The 19,281-nt window shown below is 71.7% G+C and carries 20 protein-coding genes; 6 read left to right on the plus strand and 14 right to left on the minus strand.

Annotation, left to right across the window (positions count from 1 at the left end):
• Positions 1-161: 161 nt before the first annotated feature.
• The gene (locus tag ABTZ89_RS18500; RefSeq protein ID WP_351046154.1) at positions 162-977 is read left to right on the plus strand and encodes a MerR family transcriptional regulator; all 816 of its coding nucleotides are present in this window, start codon (positions 162-164) and stop codon (positions 975-977) included.
• A gap of 102 nt (positions 978-1,079) precedes the next feature.
• On the plus strand, positions 1,080-1,244 hold the full coding sequence (locus ABTZ89_RS18505) for a hypothetical protein (protein WP_351046157.1): 165 nt from the start codon (positions 1,080-1,082) through the stop codon (positions 1,242-1,244).
• Positions 1,245-1,250: 6 nt separating this feature from the next.
• Here ABTZ89_RS18505 and ABTZ89_RS18510 read toward each other — a convergent pair whose 3' ends face one another.
• Positions 1,251-2,066: an alpha/beta fold hydrolase gene (locus ABTZ89_RS18510; protein WP_351046160.1), complete on the minus strand. Its 816-nt coding sequence runs from the start codon at positions 2,064-2,066 to the stop codon at positions 1,251-1,253.
• 57 nt (positions 2,067-2,123) lie between these two features.
• The gene (locus tag ABTZ89_RS18515) at positions 2,124-3,071 is read right to left on the minus strand and encodes an extracellular catalytic domain type 1 short-chain-length polyhydroxyalkanoate depolymerase (RefSeq protein ID WP_502949561.1); all 948 of its coding nucleotides are present in this window, start codon (positions 3,069-3,071) and stop codon (positions 2,124-2,126) included.
• Positions 3,072-3,250: 179 nt separating this feature from the next.
• On the opposite strand from ABTZ89_RS18515, the gene ABTZ89_RS18520 reads away from it, so the two are divergent.
• Positions 3,251-4,486, plus strand: coding sequence for a 3-hydroxybutyrate oligomer hydrolase family protein (locus ABTZ89_RS18520; RefSeq protein WP_351046194.1), 1,236 nt, complete (start codon positions 3,251-3,253; stop codon positions 4,484-4,486).
• Here the strand turns inward: ABTZ89_RS18520 and ABTZ89_RS18525 are convergent.
• Genes ABTZ89_RS18525 through ABTZ89_RS18535 form a run of 3 tightly spaced genes read right to left on the minus strand, consistent with a single transcriptional unit; the run spans position 4,483 to position 8,396 of the window.
• Positions 4,483-6,261: a helix-turn-helix domain-containing protein gene (locus ABTZ89_RS18525; protein WP_270951511.1), complete on the minus strand. Its 1,779-nt coding sequence runs from the start codon at positions 6,259-6,261 to the stop codon at positions 4,483-4,485. The genes ABTZ89_RS18520 and ABTZ89_RS18525 overlap by 4 nt on opposite strands.
• Before the next feature lie 4 nt (positions 6,262-6,265).
• On the minus strand, positions 6,266-7,603 hold the full coding sequence (locus ABTZ89_RS18530) for an MFS transporter (RefSeq protein ID WP_270951510.1): 1,338 nt from the start codon (positions 7,601-7,603) through the stop codon (positions 6,266-6,268).
• Positions 7,604-7,631: 28 nt separating this feature from the next.
• Positions 7,632-8,396, minus strand: a complete 765-nt coding sequence (locus ABTZ89_RS18535; protein ID WP_351046165.1) for a 3-hydroxybutyrate dehydrogenase — start codon at positions 8,394-8,396, stop codon at positions 7,632-7,634.
• 150 nt (positions 8,397-8,546) lie between these two features.
• Here ABTZ89_RS18535 and ABTZ89_RS18540 point away from each other — a divergent pair, with 150 nt between their 5' ends.
• Positions 8,547-9,065 (plus strand): GNAT family N-acetyltransferase, encoded by a 519-nt coding sequence (locus tag ABTZ89_RS18540; protein ID WP_270951508.1) that lies wholly within the window; start codon positions 8,547-8,549, stop codon positions 9,063-9,065.
• A 50-nt stretch (positions 9,066-9,115) separates the two neighbouring features.
• A complete protein-coding gene (locus tag ABTZ89_RS18545; RefSeq protein ID WP_351046169.1) occupies positions 9,116-9,637 on the plus strand; it encodes a GNAT family N-acetyltransferase in 522 nt (173 codons plus the stop codon).
• A gap of 23 nt (positions 9,638-9,660) precedes the next feature.
• Here ABTZ89_RS18545 and ABTZ89_RS18550 read toward each other — a convergent pair whose 3' ends face one another.
• Positions 9,661-10,638 carry a helix-turn-helix domain-containing protein gene (locus ABTZ89_RS18550; protein ID WP_270950737.1) on the minus strand — a complete coding sequence of 326 codons (978 nt, stop codon included), beginning with the start codon at positions 10,636-10,638 and terminating at the stop codon, positions 9,661-9,663.
• 59 nt (positions 10,639-10,697) lie between these two features.
• On the opposite strand from ABTZ89_RS18550, the gene ABTZ89_RS18555 reads away from it, so the two are divergent.
• A complete protein-coding gene (locus ABTZ89_RS18555; protein ID WP_351046173.1) occupies positions 10,698-11,894 on the plus strand; it encodes an MFS transporter in 1,197 nt (398 codons plus the stop codon).
• Here ABTZ89_RS18555 and ABTZ89_RS18560 read toward each other — a convergent pair.
• From ABTZ89_RS18560 to ABTZ89_RS18595, 8 genes are all read right to left on the minus strand, one after another.
• Entirely contained in the window at positions 11,884-12,633 is a 750-nt protein-coding gene (locus ABTZ89_RS18560) for an alpha/beta hydrolase (RefSeq protein ID WP_270950734.1), read from the minus strand. The genes ABTZ89_RS18555 and ABTZ89_RS18560 overlap by 11 nt on opposite strands.
• Positions 12,634-12,679: 46 nt before the next feature.
• Positions 12,680-12,988: an Rv1322 family protein gene (locus ABTZ89_RS18565; protein ID WP_408641885.1), complete on the minus strand. Its 309-nt coding sequence runs from the start codon at positions 12,986-12,988 to the stop codon at positions 12,680-12,682.
• 21 nt (positions 12,989-13,009) lie between these two features.
• Positions 13,010-13,981 carry a DUF3558 family protein gene (locus tag ABTZ89_RS18570; protein ID WP_351046177.1) on the minus strand — a complete coding sequence of 324 codons (972 nt, stop codon included), beginning with the start codon at positions 13,979-13,981 and terminating at the stop codon, positions 13,010-13,012.
• A 20-nt stretch (positions 13,982-14,001) separates the two neighbouring features.
• Positions 14,002-14,676 carry a dihydroxyacetone kinase phosphoryl donor subunit DhaM gene (gene dhaM / locus ABTZ89_RS18575; RefSeq protein WP_351046180.1) on the minus strand — a complete coding sequence of 225 codons (675 nt, stop codon included), beginning with the start codon at positions 14,674-14,676 and terminating at the stop codon, positions 14,002-14,004.
• Positions 14,673-15,311, minus strand: a complete 639-nt coding sequence (gene dhaL / locus ABTZ89_RS18580) for a dihydroxyacetone kinase subunit DhaL (protein ID WP_270950731.1) — start codon at positions 15,309-15,311, stop codon at positions 14,673-14,675. The genes dhaM and dhaL overlap by 4 nt, the downstream gene beginning before the upstream one ends.
• Positions 15,312-15,324: 13 nt before the next feature.
• A complete protein-coding gene (dhaK, locus tag ABTZ89_RS18585; protein WP_351046184.1) occupies positions 15,325-16,320 on the minus strand; it encodes a dihydroxyacetone kinase subunit DhaK in 996 nt (331 codons plus the stop codon).
• Between the two features lie 155 nt (positions 16,321-16,475).
• Positions 16,476-17,990, minus strand: a complete 1,515-nt coding sequence (locus tag ABTZ89_RS18590; RefSeq protein ID WP_270950729.1) for an aldehyde dehydrogenase family protein — start codon at positions 17,988-17,990, stop codon at positions 16,476-16,478.
• 72 nt (positions 17,991-18,062) lie between these two features.
• Complete coding sequence (locus ABTZ89_RS18595) at positions 18,063-19,049, minus strand: hypothetical protein (protein WP_351046189.1); 987 nt, start codon at positions 19,047-19,049, stop codon at positions 18,063-18,065.
• Positions 19,050-19,281: the final 232 nt, after the last annotated feature.

A 19,281-nucleotide genomic window follows, 5' to 3' on the forward strand; every position in this document is an offset into this window, starting at 1 on the left:
TTTCCATTGAAATCGGACGTTCGATTTCAATGGAAATCGCGGATCACGTCACCCGACCAAGCGATGTGCGGATCGGTCCTGGGCACTGTTCGACACAGCCTCGCCGCCTACGAGCAGGTGCTTGCACCTGACACCGTGTCAGGTCGTAGACCGGGGATGTCATGTTCAGCATTGGAGATTTCGCCAGGCACGGGCGGGTGTCGGTCCGGATGTTGCGGCACTACGACGCCATCGGGCTGCTGCAGCCCGCGCACGTCAACCGGTCGACCGGCCACCGGGCCTACCACGCGGCGCAGCTCGCCCGGCTCAACCGGATCGTCGCGTTGAAGGAGCTCGGGTTCACCCTGCAGCAGGTGCAGCAGATCCTCGACGAGGAGTTCAGCGCCGAGCAGCTGCGCGGCATGCTCGCGCTGCGGCAGGCCGAACTGCAGAACCAGATCGAGGCGGACACCGCCCGGTTGACCCGTGTTCGGGCGCGGCTCCAGATCATCGAAGCAGAGGGAACCATGCCCACCGAAGACGTGATCATCAAGTCCCTGCCCGCGGTGCGGCTCGCCGAGCTGTCCGGCACCGCGCGGAACATGGATCCGCAGTCGATCGGCCCGGTCATCCAGGGGCTCTACGACGAGCTGTGCGCGGGTCTGGAACGCGCCGGGGTGACGCCGGTCGGCCCGGCGACCGGCTACTACACGGACGGCGAGGACGCCGACACCGTGGTCGTGCACGCCGGGATGCCGGTCAACGCCGAGCCGGATCCGGCGTTCGAGTTCGACGTGGTGGACCTGCCCGCGGTGGAGCGGGCGGCGACGATCGTGCACCGCGGTTCGATGGACGACTGCCTGCCCACCTACCAGGCGTTGGCGCAGTGGATGGAGGCCGCCGGGCACCAGCCGGGCGGTGCGGAACGCGAGGTCACCCTGGCCTGCCCGGAGGATCCGGCCGGGATGGTGACCGAGATCCAGACCCCCATCGCCTGACGTTTTTCCCGGTCGGATGGATGCGCGTCATCGGTCCTGCGGCCCGCTCTCTCTACTCCCGGAGGGGGCGGGCACTGCACCTGACGGGAAAGGATCACGTCGATGGTGGACCAGGACTTGCCGACCGGTGATGACGCCACCGCCCGAGCCAGGCGGCCGGCGGGGAACTACTTCGTGCTGCCGAGCGAGATGGCCGACGAGCTGCGGCGGACCGATCCGAAGCGGGACGAGAAAGACTCGCACCTGCCCGCCAAGGACGACGATTAGCGCGGGTCAGGCGAACCGGGCCAGCCACGGTCGCACGACGTCGGCGAACTCCTCCGGTGCCTCGACCGGCGGCAGGTGACCTGCACCGGGCAACGTCACGAGCTCACCTTCCGGGAGCGCGTCCGCGAGTTCGCGGGCCTGTTCCGGGGGCGTGAGGGGATCCTCCTCGCCCACGATCACCAGCGCAGGACCGGCGAAGGCCCGCAGCGCATCCGTGCTGTCCGGGCGGCTCGCCATCGCGCGCTGCGCCCAAGCAACGCCCTCCGGCGGCTGCGCTTCGATCAACTCCCGGACGTGCTCGCGCACCTCGGGGCGCTGCTCGTGCGTAGTGCGGCCGAGCACGTTGGGCAGCGTGCCGTCGGCCAGCCAGCCGCTCGTGCCTTCGCGCTCCGCGCGATCCGCGGCGTTGAGGCGGTTGGTGCGCTGCTCGTCGTTGTCGGCGACTGCTTTCGTGTCGACCAGCAGCAGCCCGGCGACGCGCTCCGGCGCGGCCCTCAGCACGCCCATCGCGACGTAACCGCCCATCGAACAGCCGCCCAGCACGACCTCCGGCAGCTCCAGCCGGTCGAGCAGTTCGAGGACGTCGGCGGCTGCGGTGTCGATGCTCGGGTGCTGGGCCGCCCAGTTGCTGTCGCTCGGCTCGGCCAGGCTCCGCGCCCACGAGCCGTCCAGCGGGCTCTCCCCCAGTCCTCGCTGGTCCGGGGTGATCACCCGCGCCTGCTCCTCCAACCTGGCGCGAGCCGGGTTCCACATCCGCGCGTCCGCCGGGAACGCGTGCAGCAGCACCAGCGGTGTCCCGACGCCCGATTCGATGAAGTGCACCGCCCCATCGTGCCGCACGAGCACCACCGACGCGGCGCAGCGGCGGCCGCGTTTCGCCTACAGGCCCCACGACTCGCCGAGGTGCCAGGCGGCGCAGACGTCGACGTCGAGCAGGTAGGCGCCGGCCTGCCCGCACTGCCCGTCGGCGGTGCCCGGGTCGATCGGCTGGCCGTGGCCCATGCCGGTGATCGAGACGGTTTCGACCAAGGTGCGCCCGGAGCTGTCGGCGTAGCGCTCGCGCGGGTAGCCCGCGATGGTGTCGGTGGAGGTCGGTGTGGCCGGTATGCCGTGCACGTTCGTCCACTGCTCGACCAGTTCGCGCTGGTTCGCCGGTGCCACGGTGGAGTCCGCGGTGCCGTGCCAGATGCTCAGCGTCGGCCACGGGCCCTGGTGCGAGCTCGCGCCGCGCACCGCGTCGCCCCACTGCTGGGGCGTCCGGTCCTTGCCGGGGTTCATGCAGGTGAACGCATCGATCGCGGACGTGGCGCAACCGAACGGCAACCCGGCGACGACACCGCCACCGGCGAACTTGTCCGGGTACGCAGCGAGCATCACGGCGGTCATCGCCCCGCCCGCCGACAGGCCGGTGACGTAGACCCGCGACGGGTCCGCCCCGGTGTCGTCGACGGCGCGCTGGACCATCTGCGAGATCGACTCGGCCTCGCCGCTGCCCCGCGCGATGTCGCCGGGCTCGAACCAGTTGAAGCACCGGTTGGCGTTGTTGGCCTGCTCCTGCTGCGGCAGCACGAGCGCGAACTTCGCCCGGTCCGCCATCTCCACCCAGCCCGCGCCGGTGCCGTAGCCCGCCGCGTCCTGGGTGCAGCCGTGCATCGCGACGACCACCGGGCGTCCTTCCGGCATCCCGTCGGGGACGTACTCGAACATGCGCAGCGCGCCGGGATTGGTGCCGAACCCGGTCACTTCCCGGAGTTCGGCCGCCGAAGCCGTCGGGGCCGAGATGACCGCCGCCAGCAGCACCGCCGCGATCAGGGACAGAATCCGCACGCGAACCACCTCCTCGTGGTCCGAACCACGCTAGGGCCAGGTCGAGCACGCCTTCCACAGTGGACAGCACTACTCCCGGGCGCGGTTTTGTGTGCCACGTCCACATGTCCGAGCTCCGGCCGCGGCTCTACCGTCACGAAGCGGAACCGAGGAGGTCGCCCGTGCGCAGGGGAATCACGCTGCTGGCCGCCGGACTGCTCACCGGCACGTTGCTCGTCCCGACCGCGTCCGCCGCTCAGCGCTGCGGCCCCGAAGTGCGGGTTCCCGGTGCGGTGCACCAGGAATCGGCCTGCCTCGACGACCTGACCACCACCGGCACGCTCGCCTCCGGGCACACGGTGCAGGCCGACTGGGCGGGCCTGACCTCCGCTGACCTGCCCGCGCCGGGTCCGGTGCCGGGCCGGCAGGTCGACGGCTACTTCCCGGACACCTCGACGACCAACCAGAACCACGGCTGGAACCACGACGCCCAGTTCGTGCTGCGCCTGCCGCAGCGCTGGAACGGCGGTCTGGTCGTCTCGGGAAGTCCGGGAAACCGCAGGCAGTACGCCAACGACCGGGCGATCGCCGACCACGCGCTGGCCGCAGGCTACGCCTTCGCCGCCACCGACAAGGGCAACACCGGCGCGGAGTTCTTCACCGACGGCGACCGGCCGGGCGACGCGGTGGTCGAGTGGAACGACCGGGTCACCGAGCTGACCGTGGCCGCCAAGCTCGCGGCGTGGCGCCACTACGGCCGACCGCCGACTCAGACCATCGCCGCAGGGCTGTCCAACGGCGGCTACCTGGTGCGCTGGCAGCTGGAGAATCGGCCGTGGCTCTACGACGGCGGAGTCGACTGGGAGGGTGCGCTGTGGACCCAGCGCGACAACCTCCTGACGTTCCTGCCGCCGGCACTGCGCGCCTACCCCGCAGGTGATGAAAGCGCAGTTCTGGCAGCGGGTTTCGCACCGGGATCGCAGTTCCTGTGGGACTACCACCACCGCGTTTACTGGGACCTGACGCAGCGGATCTACCGCGAGGAGTTCGACCCGGGTTTCGACGGGGACCGCCAGGCCGGAATCCCCTTCTGCCGCACCGGAACCCCGGACTGCGACGCCGACTACGACTACGCCGCGCGGCCCGCCGAAGTGCACCGCGCGGTGGAGCGGGTCGCCCTGACCGGCCGCATCGGCAAACCGCTGATCAGCCTGCACGGAACCCTCGACACCCTGCTGCCGATCAGCCGCAGCTCCGACGTCTACGCCGGGATGGTGGCCGCCAGCGGTCGCGGTGACCTGCACCGGTACCACCGCATCGAGAACGGCAACCACACCGACGGCCTCGTCGACCAGTTCCCCGGCCTCGAACCGCTCGCCCCGCACTTCCGCGACGCGTTCGACGAACTGCAGTCCTGGCTGCGCGCACGCGGCTAGCCCTGCAAGGTGCGCACGCGCAGGGCGAGCTGGATCTCCAGCGCTCGGTCCGGGGTCTGCCAGTCCGCGCCGAGCAGGGAGCCGATGCGGTCGAGGCGCTGCACGACGGTGTTGACGTGCACGTGGAGGACGTCCTTGGCGCGGGTGAGGTTCGCGCCGGACTCGAAGTAGGCGTTCAGCGTGGCGAGGAGCTCGGTGCCGCGGCGGGCGTCGTAGTCGAGCACCGGGCCGATCGTCCGCCGCACGAAGCCGGGCAAGTCGGTCTGCTCGCCGAGCAGCACACCTAGGAATCCCAGGCCGTCCATCGACGCACCCTCGCCGACCCGGCCGAGCGCGAGCAATGCCCGCAGGCAGCGGGCGGCTTCGGCATGCGCTGCCGCGATCTCCCGGGGCCCGTGCGCAGGGCCGGAGGCTCCGACGGTGACCGGACTGTCCACTGCGGACCGCAGGGTCTCGGCGATGCGCGCCGCGAGCGATCCGGCGTCGGTGGCCGGGACCAGGAAGACGACTTCCTCCGCGTGGATCCCGGCGAGCGCGGCACATCGACCGGCAGCCACCGCCAGCCGAGTGCGCGGCACGCGCTCAGCATGCGCGATCAGCACGGCATGCGGCTCGGCCAGGTCCAACCCCAGCCGCTCAGCGCGTGCCAGCAACGCCCCCGGGTTGCGCTCAGGCGCGGTGAGCAGGTCGGTCAGCAGCTCACCGCGCACTTCGTCCTCGGCCTTGGCGACCGAACGACGCAGCATCAACAACAACGCCGTGACCACGGCAGCCCGCTCGAAGAGCCGACGATCGGCGTCCACCAGATCGCCGCGGCCGGACAGCACGAGACTTCCGAGCAGTTCCGGACCGGCCTGCACCGCGCACACCCATCCGTCCGATGTGGACATGGCGCGTCCGCTCGCGCGCGAGGCCGCGATCGCCGCCGGCGGCGGCACCGGGGCCACCGGATCGCTGGTCAGCTCGGCGCCGTCGGCGTCGAACACGCTGATCCCGCCGTGCAGCACGTCCGCCACCGCAGCCGCCACTTCCGGCACATCGGCACCTCGCAGCGCGAGGTCCATGAGCCGGTCGTGCGCTTCCTCCGCCCGGCGCAGCGCGGCGCTCTGCTCGCTGATCTCCTCCAGCAACCGGGCGTTGTCCAGCGCGATCGCGGCGTGGTCGGCCAGCGAGGACAGCAGCGCGATCTCGTCCGGGGTGAACTCGCGGGGCGTGCGATCCGAGGCGTAGAGCACGCCGATGACCTGGTCCCCGAGCGCCAGCGGCACGCCCAGGATCGCCGTCAGCCCCTCGTCGCGGACCGCCGAGTCGATCGGCCAGGTGTGCCGGTACCGCTCGTCGCCGAAGTAGTCGCGGGTCGCGTACGGCTGGGCGGCCTGCGCGACCAGTCCGCCCAAGCCCTCCCCCATCCCGAGCGTCACCTTCTGGAACAGCGCCGACACCGAACCGTCGGTGACCCGCATGTAGGTGCGCCCGGCGACCTCGTCGTTGAGGCTCAGGTAGGAGACGTCCACGCCGAGCAGGGTGCGGGCCCGGCGCACGATCGACCGCAGCACCGCATCGGTGTCGCGCAGCCCGGCCAGGTCGCTCGCGGTGTCGAACAGCGCGCTGAGCTCGGCCTCCCGGCGGCGGTGCGCGGTGAGCGTGCTGTGGATCCGCAGCGCCAGCGCGCTCGCCCGGCTCAGCTGCGGGTTCTCGACCGCGACGTGCGCCAGCTGCTCGCCGCCCGCCCCGTCGGCGAGCAGTTCGAGCAGCCGGACCACGTCGTCGTTCACCCGCTCATCTTGGCACCGCGGGCTGCTGTTGCGGGGCTTCGTCGTGCAGCGAAGTTCCCGCGGTCTCCCGCGCCACCAGCACCGCCGCCACCGTCAGCACGCACATCGCCAGCAGGTAGACCGACACCGCCACGGTGCTGCCGAAGTGCTGCAGCAGCGCCACCGCGATGATCGGCGCCAACGCGCCCGCCGCGATCGACGACAGCTGCCCGCCGACGGAGAGCCCGGTGTAGCGGACCCGGGTGGCGAACTGCTCGGCGAAGAACGCCGCCTGCGGCCCGTACATCGCGCCGTGCAGCAGCAGACCGGTGGTGGTGGCCAGCGTGATCACCCACGGCGATCCGGTGTCCAGCAGCGCGAAGTACGCGAAGCCCCACACGCCCATCGACACCGCGCCGAACAGGTACACCGGCTTGCGGCCCACCCGGTCCGACAGCGCACCCCACAGCGGGATCGTCGCGAAGTGCAGCGCGGAACCGATCAGCACCGCGTTGAGCCCGACCGACTTCGGCATGTCCAGCGGGCCGGTCACGTAGACCAGGATGAACGCGGTGAGCACGTAGTAGGAGACGTTCTCGGCCATCCGCGAGCCGATGGTGATCAGCACCTCGCGCCAGTGCTCCCGGAACACCGCCACCACCGGCACGTGCTCGCTGCGCTGCTCGGCCTTGCGCTGGGCTTCGAGGAAGACCGGCGATTCGCTGACCGCGAGCCGGATCCACAAGCCGATCACCACTAGCACGCCGGACAGCAGGAACGGGACCCGCCAGCCCCACGCCAGGAACGCCTCGTCGGACTGCGTCGCCGCCAGCACCGCGAGCACCGCGGTGGCCAGCAGGTTGCCGCCCGGCGCACCGCACTGCGGCCATGACGCCCACAACCCGCGGCGGCGGTCCTCGCCGTGCTCGGACACGATCAGCACCGCGCCGCCCCACTCGCCGCCGAGCGCGAAGCCCTGCACCAGGCGCAGCAGCGTGAGCAGCACCGGCGCGAGCGCACCCACCGCGGCGTAGGTGGGCAGCAGGCCCATCGCGCAGGTGGCGCCGCCCATCATCAGCAGGCTCACCACCAGCAGCTTCTTGCGCCCCACCCGGTCGCCGAAGTGGCCGAACACCAACCCGCCCAGCGGCCGGGCCAGGAACCCGATCGCATACGTGGTGAACGCCAGCAGCGTGCCGGTGAGCGGATCGGCCTCGGGGAAGAACAGCTGGTTGAACACCAGCGCGGCGGCCGAGCCGTAGAGGAAGAAGTCGTACCACTCGACGGTGGTGCCGATCAGGCTCGCGCCGACGACCCGCGCGATCGAGCCGCCCCGCGCGTTGCCGGATCTGTTGCTGGCCAAGGCGAACACTCCTTTGTGTCAGGCCGGTTCAGGCGGCGGTCCAGCCGCCGTCCATCGGGAGGGAAACACCGGTCAGATGTGCCGCGTGGTCTCCGCAGAGCCAGCGCACCAGCTCGGCGACCTGCGCCGGATCGATCAGTTCCTTGAGCGCCGCCCGGCGCAGCAGCACGTCCTCGACCACCTCGGACTCGGCGATCCCGTGCGCGGCGGCCTGATCGGCGATCTGCGCGCGCACCAGCGGGGTGTCGACGTAGCCGGGGTTGACGCAGTTGCTCGTCACGCCGTGCTCCGCGCCCTCCAGTGCGACCACTTTGGACAGACCTTCGAGCGCGTGCTTCGCGGTCACGTAACCGGCTTTGAACGGGCTGGCGCGCAGCCCGTGCACGCTGGAGACGTGCACGACGCGCCCCCAGCCCCGGCCGTACATGTGCGGCAAAGCGTTGCGCACCAACTGGAACGGGGCGGTCACCATCACCTGCTGCATGCGGATGAAGGTGTCCAGCGGGAACTCCGGCAGCGCGGCGACGTGCTGGAAACCGGCGTTGTTGACCAGGACGTCGACCTCCGCGGGCAGCGCGTCCACCGCCGCCGGATCGGCGAGGTCCGCCACGTGCGCCCGGCCGCCGACCTCTTCGGCGACTCGCTCGGCGGAGGTCCGGTCGAGGTCGACGACGTGCACCTCCGCGCCGTCCGCAGCGAGCGCGCGGGCGCACGCCCGCCCGATCCCGCTGCCCGCGCCGGTCACAAGGGCCACCCGCCCGCCCAGCGTCCCGACGTGCACGTTGTCACTCATGCCGTAGGACGTTAAGCCGCAGCCCACCGCTGGGGTATGTGTTCCTCCACCACAAGATCGAGCAGGACCGTGGTCCCGTTCGCCACTCTTCTGCCGTCCGCGCCGAAAATCGGCTGCTCGCTGACGGGGTGGGCGACTACCGTTCGCGGCGTGGTCGAGCCAGAAGAAATCCGCACCCGGCGACTGCTGCTGCGCCGCCCCGAACCCGCCGACGCCGAGCCGTTCATCGCCCTGCACAACACCCCGGAGGCCTACCCGCACGACAGCTGGCTGCGACGCTCCCCCGAAGATGCCCGCCAACAGCTCGATTCGTTCGGCGAGAAGTGGGACGAGAACGGCATCGGCTACTGGACGATCCGGCTCGCCGAGACCGGTGAGGTGATCGGCTTCGGCGGGCTCCAGCACTGGGACGGTGACGGCGACCCCGTGCTCAACCTCTACTACCGCTTCTTCCCCACCGCCTGGGGCAACGGTTACGCCCCCGAAATGGCCGCAGCAGCGATCGACTGGGCACGCCGACACCGCCCCGAGCACCCCGTCCGGATCGTGACGGGTTCCGAGAACAGGGCGTCGATCCGGATCGCCGAGAAGCTCGGCTTCAAGTTCGAGGAGCACCGCGAACGCGACGGTCGGCCCGAGGTCGTCTACCTGCTGGACCACTCGCGCTGAACCCGAAAACCAGCTGCTCGACGACAGGTTCAGCGGTTACCGTTCCCAGCGTGGTCGAGCCCGAGGAGATCCGCACCCGGCGACTGGTGCTGCGCCGCCCCGAACCCGCCGACGCCGAAGCCTTCATCGCGGTGCACTCCGCTCCGGAGGCCCACCCCTACGACGACTGGTCGCGCCGATCACCCGAGCAGGCCCGGGAGCTGTTCGACCGCTTCCAGCAGGGCTGGGCCTCGGACGGCATCGGGTACTGGGCGGTCCGCCGCACCGGAGCCGGCGAGGTGCTCGGCTTCGGCGGCGTGCGGCACTCCTCGGAAGGCGACGAGCCCGTGCTGAACCTCGCCTACCGGTTCTGGCCGAGCGCGTGGGGCAACGGCTACGCCCCGGAAATGGCCGCAGCGGCGATCGACTGGACGCGCCGGCACCGCCCCGACTGGCCCGTGGTGATCGTGACCGACGCCGACAACGCCCCGTCGATCAGCGTCGCCGAGAAGCTCGGATTCGCGCTGCACGAACGACGCGTCCGCGACGGCCGTCCCGAAGTGGTGTTCCGGCTGGAGCACCCGCGCACCTGACCTGGGGGAAACCCTGCCCGCGGTCACTGCGCTTGGCGGCGGAAGGTTCGGCGGTAGGTCGCCGGTGTTGTGGCCAGCTCGCGCTGGAAGTACTGGCGCAGGCCGCTCGCCGTGCCGAGGCCGCTGCGTTCGGCGACGAGGTCGACGGTCAGGTCCGTGGTTTCCAGCAGTTCGCGCGCCCGGGCCAGGCGCTGGCGGTTGAGCCACTTGAGCGGTGTGGTGCCGACCTGCTCGGCGAAGCGGCGGCCGAAGGTCCGGTTGCTCATCCCCGCGCGCTCCGCGAGTTGGGCGATCGTCAACGGCCGGTGCAACTGCTGGCGGGCCCAGTCCAGCACCGGAGCGAGCCCGTCCGCCTCAGCCCGGCTCGACGCGGGCGGGATGTACTGCGCCTGGCCGCCCTCGCGGTGCGGCGCGATGACCATCCGGCGGCTGACATCGGCGGCCGCGGCGGCGCCGAAGTCCCGGCGGACGATGTGCAGGCACAGGTCCAGGCTCGCAGCGGTTCCGGCACTGGTCAGGACGTCGCCTTCGTCGATGTAGAGCGGATGCTCGTCGACCCGGACCCGAGGATGCCGCCGTCGCAGCTCGTCGGCGTACATCCAGTGCGTGGTGGCCGAGCGGTCGTCGAGCAGACCCGCCGCAGCCAGCACGAACGCGCCGGAGCACAGCGCGGCCACCCGCGCCCCTCGCTCGTGCGCCGCGCGAAGTGCGTCGAGCAGCTCCTCCGGCGGCCGGTAGGACGGCATCACGCAGGCCGGAACCACCACCAGATCCGCAGCGGCCAGCGCTTCCAGCCCTTGCTGCGCCTGCACGAACAGCCCGCCCGACGCGCGGTGCGCCTCCGGTCCGGTCTGGCACGCGGTCAGGTCGTACCAGCGCGGGCTGAGGTCGCGGCGGTCCGGCCCGAACACCCCGCACGGCACGGCGAGCTCGAACAGCGGGCAGTCCTCCAGCACTGGCACGACGACCTTGATGCGCCCTTCGTCAGCCTCGGAAGCCATGGCGCAAATCTATCGAATCGCGACGTTTTCGCCACTCGTCGGTAGCGCGGGCCGACTCGATGCTGGTCACCGACATGGACCGGATGAAGGGAATCGCCTCGGTGTCCACACCACTGCGCAAGCTCCCGCCCGAGTGGCGACTAGGACTGGCCGGTGCGTCCGCGATCGGCGTCAGCTTCGGCTTCGCCCGCTACGGGTACGGCCTGTTCCTGCCGGAGATCCGCCGCGAGTTCGACCTGCCGATCGCCCTGCTCGGCGCGATCGGCAGCGCCACCTACGTCGGCTACCTGATCGCGCTGGTCCTCGCTGGCGCGCTCTCCGACCGGATCGGCCCGCGGCCGCTGATCGTCACGGCCGGGCTGTCGGCCGCAGCCGGAATGGCCCTGGTGGCCTTCGCACCGGATCCCACCGCGCTCGTCGTCGGGCTGGTGCTGGCCGGCACCAGTTCGGGCTGGGTGTGGGCGCCCTACTCGGACGCCGTGCCGCGCGTCGTCCCGGCGGAGCGTCGGGAGCGGATGCTGGCCGTGCTGCCCACCGGCACCGCGTTCGGCACCGTCGCGGCCGGTGCGCTGGCGCTGGTCGCGACGGGCACCGCGTGGCGGTACGCGTGGGCCTTCTTCGCCGCGATCGCCGTCGCCGTGACCGTCCACAATGCACGGTTGCTGCCAGGCGGCCCGAGCCCGGCCGGACCGAAAACCGGTGTGCGCGTCCGGTTCTTCCGCCGACCGGCGATCCCGCTGTTCGCCACCGCGCTGTCCTACGGCCTGATCGGATCGGTGTACTGGACGTTCGCCGCCGAACTCGTCGCTGCCGGCCCGACCGCCGCAGCGGTGTTCTGGACGCTGATCGGCCTCGCGGGCATCGGAGGCTTGGCAGCCGGGGCCGTCATCGAACGGCTCGGACTGCGCTCGACGCACGCACTGCTGTTCAGCATGCTCGCCGTGGCGGTCGTCGCGCTCGGCACGGCGCCGGGATCGTTCGCCGCGGCAGGCCTGTCCGCCGTGCTCTACGGGCCCGCCTTCATGGCGGTTTCCGGGCTGTTGGCGGTCTGGAGCTACCAGCTCTTCCCGGAACGCCCGGCGACCGGTTTCAGCGCGGTCGTGCTGTTCCTCGGCATCGGGACGATCATCGGCCCGGCAGCGCTGGGCGTGCTCGCCGACAACGCGGGCCTGTCGACGACCTTCCTGGTCACCGCGGGGATCTCGCTGCTCACCCTGCCGATCCGGCCGAACGCCGCCGAACGGGTCAGGAGTTGACGATGGTGACCTGGCGGGTTTCCGACGGGCCGTCCCAGGTGCGCGGGAGCGGCGTCGGGACGTCCGGCGCGATCGTCCGCACGATGGCGTCCAGCGCGTCCTCGGCCTTGCCCACCCAGAGGTGCTTGGTGTCCGGGAAACCGGTCACCTCGGCCTGCGGGATGGCGGCGAAGCGCTTGCGCGCCTCTTCCGGGCGCAGGTAGTCGTCGAACTCCGGGATCAGCGCGTGCACCGGCTTACCCGATTCCGCCCAGGCGGCCAGGTGCTCCTCGGTGCTCCAGCGCAGCGGCGGGGAGATCAGCACCGCGCCCTCCACCAGCGGGTCCAGGCCGTGCACCAGCGTCAGGTCGGTGCCGAACGACCAGCCGACCAGCCACACGTTCGGCAGGTCGTGGAACTCGGCGAACTCCAGGGCCGCCGCCACGTCGAACCGCTCGGAGTTCCCGCTGTCGAAGCTGCCCTGGCTGCGGCCCGCTTCGCTGGCGGTGCCGCGCGTGTTGAACCGCAGCACCGCGAAGTCGGCCAGCGCGGGCAGCCGGAACGCCGCCTTGCGGAAGATGTGCGAGTCCATCATCCCGCCGTGGGTGGGCAGCGGGTGCAGGCAGATCATCGTGGCGCGCGGCTGCCCGGACTCCGGCAGCGCGAGCTCGCCGATCAGTTCCAGCCCGTCGGCGGTGTGCAGGGTGATCTGCTCCCGGCGGGCGGGCAGCACGGTGTTGGCGCGGATCTCGGTGCTCATCGCCCCCGATCCTCGCACGAACGGGTGGCGGGCATGGTGTGACGTGCTACGACCAGCGCCGGGTCGGGCCGCGGCGGGTGCGCGCGCTCCAGCAGCCGTTGTGCCAGTGGCGCCGTTCCTCGACGCCGCCGTGCGCCGCGCTCGGCCACGCCACGACGTGCGCCACGCGCGGCTGGATCTCGTGGTCGCATCCAGGGCACCGGTAGACCTTGGTGGCCTGCGCCGCGGGGACGGTGCGCACCATCCACTCGCCGTCAGGGCCGTGCTCGACGCGGGACGCGCCGAAAGCAGTGCCCATCGCGCGGTGGCTGGTGTCAGCTGTCGGGCGGCGCTGCTGGCGATTGCGTCGAGGCACCCGACAACGGTAACCGCTCCGCTACGGGGTTGGCGGTGGCAGGTTCGGCCAGGCCTTCCCGGCCAGACCGCGGGCGTACTCGCAGGCGTCGATGCCGGTCATCCCGGGCACGGCCACCACCAGCTGCGCGACCTCGACCTGCCCGTCGGGGCCGAACGGCAGGTTCCCGGTCTCGGCCGAGCACAGCGGCAGCTGCGGATCACCGCCGACGACGCTGACGACGGTGCGCCGCCCGGCGATCGTCTCCTCGGTGGCCGCACCGTGCAGCACCTTCGGCGGATCACCCGCGGTGTTGCTGAGCTGCACGCGCGGCGCATCCGCGGACTGCTCGCCCCACGAGCACTGGTGCCCGCTGGGGTTCGGCCGCCCCCGAGCCTCCTCCAAGCCCGGGATCTGCTGCACCTCGGCGGAATCCAGCACCTGGCACGGGTCGACCCGGGCCAGCGAGTTCGCCGGGAACTCGCGGTGCCCGACGCGGTGCTGCTCCAGCGCAGCGGCCGCGGTGTTGGCTCCGGCTTCGGCGATGCCGCACAGCCCGGACGCCGGATCGCCCACCAGCAGGTCCGCGCTGACCCGCAGCGCCAGGTCGTCGGCGAACAGGATCTGCCTGCTGCAGTGGCCGGGCAGCGGCGCGTTCTGCACGATCCGCAGGGGGCCGCGCGGCACCACCGGATCACCCGGCTGGTCCGGCCCGCGGCCCAGCTCACCGACGGCGAGCTGGACCAGCGAACCGTTGGTCAGCTTCACGTGCAGCAGGCAGTAGTCCAGCGAAACGGTGCCCGCGTTCTCCGCCGAACCGAACTCCCGCAGCGCGGCGGGATCGGTCATGGTGCACGGGTCCACTGTGCGCAGATCGCCGAGCATCGCCTGCGAGGAGCCGGAATCCTGCCGCGGCGCGGCGGGAGCCTGCGGCGATCCGCCCGGCGTGCACCCCGCCACCAACAACAGGAACAACAGCAGCGGCAGGCCTCGGTGGCGGAGACGCGGCGACATCACCCCACCCTAACCCCGCGCTACTCGTCGAAGTTCCGCTTGGCCAGGTCGAGGATCCGCTCCACGGCTTGCGCCGCGTCAGGACCGTTGGCGTGCAAGACGATTCGGTCGCCCTGGCGAGCGCCCAGGCCCATCACGCCCAGGACGCTGGCCGCGTCGGCCTCGTTGTCGCCGAGGGAGATCTTGACGCTGGCCTGCAGCCCCGCGAGGCTCCGCGCCAGCAGCGCCGCCGGCCGCGCGTGCAGACCGACCTCGTTGGTCAGCTCCAGCTCCTCGCGGACTTCCTCCGCTGCGGGCGCCGCTCCGGGCTCCGCCAGCCCGCCCGCGGCCGCCGCTTCCGCGGCGCGGCCCACGGCCGCCATCGGCTCGCCGCCCTGCGCGGCTACCGCCGCGGCGACCGCGCCTTCGACCAGCGGCGCGTCCACGACCAGCGAGGTGCTCGGGTCGCCGAGCGATTCCACCGCGAGTTCGGCGACCATCTGGGCGCTGCCCAGGTCGTAGAGCACCACCGCTCCCGCGCCGGTGTTGGCGTCGGACAGGGCTGCCGAGACCTTCTCGAAGTCCGTGCCGATGTTGCCGTCCGGCAGCCCACCGGCGGCGACGACCCGGACGTCCGGTGCCATCTGCAGGGCGAGTTCCGCCACGCCTTCGGCCAGCCGGGTGCTGTGCGAGACGATGACCAGTCCGACGTTCATGAGCGAGCCCCCGCGGCTTCGGCGAATGCGGTCAACAGCAGCGCGGTCGAGCGCGCACCCGGGTCGATGTGCCCGGCGCTGCGCTCCCCGAGGTAGGACGCGCGACCCTTGCGGGCCACCAGCGGTTCGGTGGCCTGCGCGCCCTGGTGGGCGGCGTCGGCCGCGGCGGCCAGCACCTTCGCCGGGCCTTCACCGGATTCCGCGGCGTTCTTGGCCGCTTCCACCGCCGGGATCAGCGCGTCGACCATCGTCTTGTCCTCGGCCACCGCCTTGCCGCGGGCGACCACGCCGTCCAGCCCCGCCTTGATCGCCTTCGCGACCGCCGCACCGTCCAGGTCGGTCTCGTCGCCGACGGCGGCCGCGGCGCGCAGGAACGCCGTGCCGTACAGGGGGCCGGAAGCGCCGCCGACGGTGGAGATCAGGACGGTGGCGCACAGCTTCAGCACCGCGCCGGGCGTTTCCGGCGCGGCGGTGTCCACCTTGGCCACGACCGCGCGGAACCCGCGGTCCATGTTCTCCCCGTGGTCGGCGTCGCCGATCGCGCGGTCCAGCCCGATCAGCTCGTCCCGGTGCTCGGCGACGGTGGCCGCGCCCGCCCGCAGCGCCGCGATCACGTCTTGTGCAGTGCAACCCATCCGGCGTTCTCCCTCACCAGTGCAGCGCGGCGGTGTGCACCGGCGCGTCCCAGAGCTCGGTGAGCTCATCGTCCAGCTTCAGCAGGGTCAAGCTCATGCCCTGCATCTCCAGGCTCGTGATGTACGGACCGACCAGGCGCCGGCGCACGCGGATGCCGCGCTCGGCCAGCAGCCGCTCGGCGATGCCGTGCGCCAGGTAGAGCTCCAGCAGCGGGGTGCCGCCCATCGAGTTGGTGAACAGCAGCACCTCGTCACCGGACTCGAACGGCAGGTCCTCCAGGATCGGCTCCAGCAGCTGCCGGACGATGTCGTCCGCCGAGGTCAGCGGCACCCGAGACCGGCCGGGCTCGCCGTGGATGCCGATGCCGATCTCCACCTCGTCGTCGGGGAGGTCGAAGCTGGGCTGCCCGGCGTGCGGCACGGTCGGCGCGGTCAGGGCCATGCCCATCGAGCGCACCTGCGCCACGACCCGCCTGGCCAGCTCCTCGCAGCGGTCCAGGTCAGCGCCCTGCTCGGCCGCTGCGCCGACGATCTTCTCCAGCAGCACCGTGCCGCCGACACCGCGCCGGCCCGCGGTGTGGGTGGAGTCCTTCACCGCGACGTCGTCGTCCACGATCACGCTGCGCACGTCGACGTCGTCCAGCCCGGCCAGCTCGGCGGCGGTCTCGAAGTTGAGCACGTCACCGGTGTAGTTCTTGACCACCAGCAGCACGCCCGCACCGCCGTTGGTCTCGTCGATCGCGGCCTGCACCGCGTCCGGCGTCGGCGAGGTGAACACCGCGCCCGGCACCGCCGCGGACAGCATCCCGGCGCCCACGAACCCGCCGTGCAGCGGCTCGTGCCCGGACCCACCGCCGGACACCACCGCGACCTTGCCCGGCACCGGCGCGTCCGCGCGCACCACCACCGCCGGATCGGTGCGGACCCGCAGCAGGTCCGGGTGCGCCGCGGCCATGCCCTGCAACGACTGCGCGACCACCGCCGCCGGATCGTTGATGATCTTCTTCACCCGCTGGCCTCCTTGCCTGCGCCGCTAGCCGCATGCGCCGTGTGCTTCCCACCCGGGCGTGCCCGCTCCCGCACCCGCCGCGCCCGGCCGGGGGTGCGAAGCCAGGGAACCTTCCTGGCACCCCCGGCGCAAGCCCAGCGGAAACGGCGAGTCGATCAGCGCCCGCGGACCAACTTGATCAGCCGCACCATGCGCCGGATGGTGCCCTTCGACCGACCGAAGTTCATCGGGTTCAGCGGGATCTTGTACCGGAGGCGGGTGACCGACTGCGGGCGGGTGAACTCGCGCAAGCCGTCGGCGCCGTGGATCCGGCCGAACCCGGAGTCGCCGACCCCGCCGAACGGCAGCGAGGGCACGCCGGCGAAGGCGACGACGGAGTTCACCGCGACCATGCCGCTGCGCAGCCGCCGCGCCAGCTCCGCTCCCCTGGCGCGGGAGAACACCGTCGCGCCCAGGCCGTAGCGGGTGCTGTTGGTGCGGGTCACGGCCTCGTCGACGTCGCGAACGCGCTCCACGACGATGGTCGGCCCGAAGGTCTCCTCGGTGGCGGCGAGGGCGTCGTCCGGCACGTCGGTGAGCACCACCGGCTCCACGAACGGCGGCCGCACCGAGTGCTCGCCGCCGACCAGCGCCCGGCCGCCGCGCTCCAGCGCGTCGTCGATGTGCCTGCGGATGATGTCCACCTGCGAAGGCATCGTGATGGGCCCGAAGTTGGCGCCCGGCTCACCGCCCGGCCGCAGCTTCGCGGCGCGTTCGGTGATCATGTCCACGAAGCGGTCGGCGACCGCGTCCACCACGAAAACCCGCTCCACGCCGATGCAGGTCTGGCCGGCGTTGGACATCGCGCCCCACACCGCGGCGTCCGCGGCTGCGGCCAGGTCCGCGTCGGCGTCCACGATCAGCGCGTCCTTGCCGCCGCACTCGACCAGCACCGGGACCAGGTTCTCGGCGCAGGAGGCCATCACGCGCTTGCCGGTGGCGGTGGAACCGGTGAAGGCGACCTTGTCCACCCCGGACGCGCACAACGCCGCGCCGGTCTCGCCGAACCCCGTCACCAGCCGGAACACCGGGTGCTCCGGTACCGCCTCGGCGAAGCTGTCGGCCAGCCACTGCCCGACGCCGGGGGTGAGCTCGCTGGGCTTGAACACCACCGCGTTGCCCGCGGACAGCGCGTAGGCGATGGAGCCCATCGGCGTGAACGCCGGGTAGTTCCACGGGCCGATCACGCCGATCACGCCGAACGGCAGGTACTCGACGGTGGCGGTCTGATTGACCATCAGCACGCCGGAGGAGACCTTTCGGCGTTTCAGCACCTTCTCGGCGTTGCTCGCCGCCCAGTGCAGGTGGTCGATCACCAGGACCAGTTCGAGCCGGGCGTCGTCGAGCGGTTTGCCGGTCTCCGCGCAGATCACCCCGGCCAGCTCGTCCACCCGCTTGGCCAGCAGCTTTCGCCACTTGTCGAGGTGCTGCTTGCGGCCGGAGAAACCGAGTTCGGCCCAGGCCTCCTGCGCCTCGCGGGCCGCCGCGACGCCGGCGTCGACCTCGGCCGCGGAATGGATCGGATGGCGCCCCACGACCTCGCCGGTGCGGGGGTCGATCGATTCGAACGTCGGGGACTCCGCGCTGGTCGCGGGCGGAATCTCGACGTCGCCTCGGGCGGTCTGGGTCATGGCCGGCCTCCCACCTTTACGTCGGTCGTTGTCATCGTGCAGCCTACGGAATCAAGAGGCCGACCGGGACCGTCAAGCCCGGGGCAACTTCGACCGCACCTGTCGGGCCAGATCTCCAGCACTGGTGCAGGGATCCAGCGGAACGCTCTCCGAGTTCGAGATCTCCACGTGCACGAACTCGCTGTCAGCAGCGGCCTTGCGGTGCTCCCACTCGATGGCGCAGCTCGGCGGATCGAGGTAGACCTCCACCGCGGTCGGGGCGCCCAGGTCCAGCGGCGGAGGCGGCGGCGCGCCCGGCGGCACGCTGGTCTCCTGCATGCTGCCGAGCTGGAAGCTCACCACCGCCACGACGCCGTTCTCGCCGAACCACTTGCACTCGTACAGCCCGCGGCCGCCGCTGCTGTCCGGGTTGGCGCCCGCCATGGCGCGGCGGAGCACCTCGGGGTCGGTGATCTCGCAGGGGTCGAAACCGGCCAGACCGCCCGAAGTCCGCGCGTTCACCTGCGGCTTGTTCCGCACCACGTCGATCACGTCGGTCAGCAGCTGCACCGCCGGTGAGCAGGCGTCGCCCTGCTCGCTGGAGAGCTGGATCCCCACGCCGCGGGCGGTTTCGAACATCTTCAGGTCGGCACCGGCGTAGGCCGCGCTGACGAAGCAGGTCCCGGTGCCGTTCTCGCTCATCTCGGCGGGCAGCCCGGCGATCTGGTGCTTGCTCGGCTCCTGCACCGCGTAGTCGAAGTACAGCGTCGCGCCGAAGTCCTTGCCGTTGTGGTCCTTCATGTAGTTCGAGCAGGTCCCGAACCCGTCCGGGCTGAACTCGGGCGCGGGCGTGCCGTACTTCTCCAGGCCGGCGGCCCGCAAGGTCTCGCACACGTCGATCCCGCGCAGCCGCTCCGGCGCGAACGCCGGGTCCAGCATCTCCCCCGGTTTGTCCGCCCGGAGCTCGGGCACCTCGACGGTTCGCCGCTCGGAAACGGTCGGCTCGACCCCGGGGGCGGCGCAGCCGGCCACGGCCAGCGCGCTGAGCAGGGCGACGATCAGGTGCACGGGACGGAACACGTCGCTCACATTAGCGATCGATCCGCGGCTCCGAGACGGGAACCGGTCGTTCTGCTGCAACGACGACGGCGCCCGCACCGTGGAGTGCGGACGCCGTCGTCGTGGTGCGGGCTCTCAGAACCCGTCTTTGGCTTTGAAACGCCGGAGGCGTTTAGCCCACCCCCGCAGCTCGCACCGCCGCGGGTTCTCAGACGTCGCCTGGCGAGGACAGCCCGTTCGCCGTGTATCGGAC

Source organism: Saccharopolyspora sp. NPDC002686, from assembly GCF_040295745.1.
GTDB lineage: Bacteria > Actinomycetota > Actinomycetes > Mycobacteriales > Pseudonocardiaceae > Saccharopolyspora > Saccharopolyspora oryzae.

Coding starts and splice junctions, on each gene's coding strand:
- ABTZ89_RS18505 (WP_351046157.1), top strand. CDS start 1,080: ATGGTGGACCAGGACTTGCCGACCGGTGATGACGCCACCGCCCGAGCC.
- dhaM (WP_351046180.1), bottom strand. CDS start 14,676: ATGAACGTCGGACTGGTCATCGTCTCGCACAGCACCCGGCTGGCCGAA.
- ABTZ89_RS18500 (WP_351046154.1), top strand. CDS start 162: ATGTTCAGCATTGGAGATTTCGCCAGGCACGGGCGGGTGTCGGTCCGG.
- ABTZ89_RS18550 (WP_270950737.1), bottom strand. CDS start 10,638: ATGGCTTCCGAGGCTGACGAAGGGCGCATCAAGGTCGTCGTGCCAGTG.
- ABTZ89_RS18555 (WP_351046173.1), top strand. CDS start 10,698: ATGCTGGTCACCGACATGGACCGGATGAAGGGAATCGCCTCGGTGTCC.
- ABTZ89_RS18560 (WP_270950734.1), bottom strand. CDS start 12,633: ATGAGCACCGAGATCCGCGCCAACACCGTGCTGCCCGCCCGCCGGGAG.
- ABTZ89_RS18570 (WP_351046177.1), bottom strand. CDS start 13,981: ATGTCGCCGCGTCTCCGCCACCGAGGCCTGCCGCTGCTGTTGTTCCTG.
- ABTZ89_RS18590 (WP_270950729.1), bottom strand. CDS start 17,990: ATGACCCAGACCGCCCGAGGCGACGTCGAGATTCCGCCCGCGACCAGC.
- dhaL (WP_270950731.1), bottom strand. CDS start 15,311: ATGGGTTGCACTGCACAAGACGTGATCGCGGCGCTGCGGGCGGGCGCG.
- ABTZ89_RS18535 (WP_351046165.1), bottom strand. CDS start 8,396: ATGAGTGACAACGTGCACGTCGGGACGCTGGGCGGGCGGGTGGCCCTT.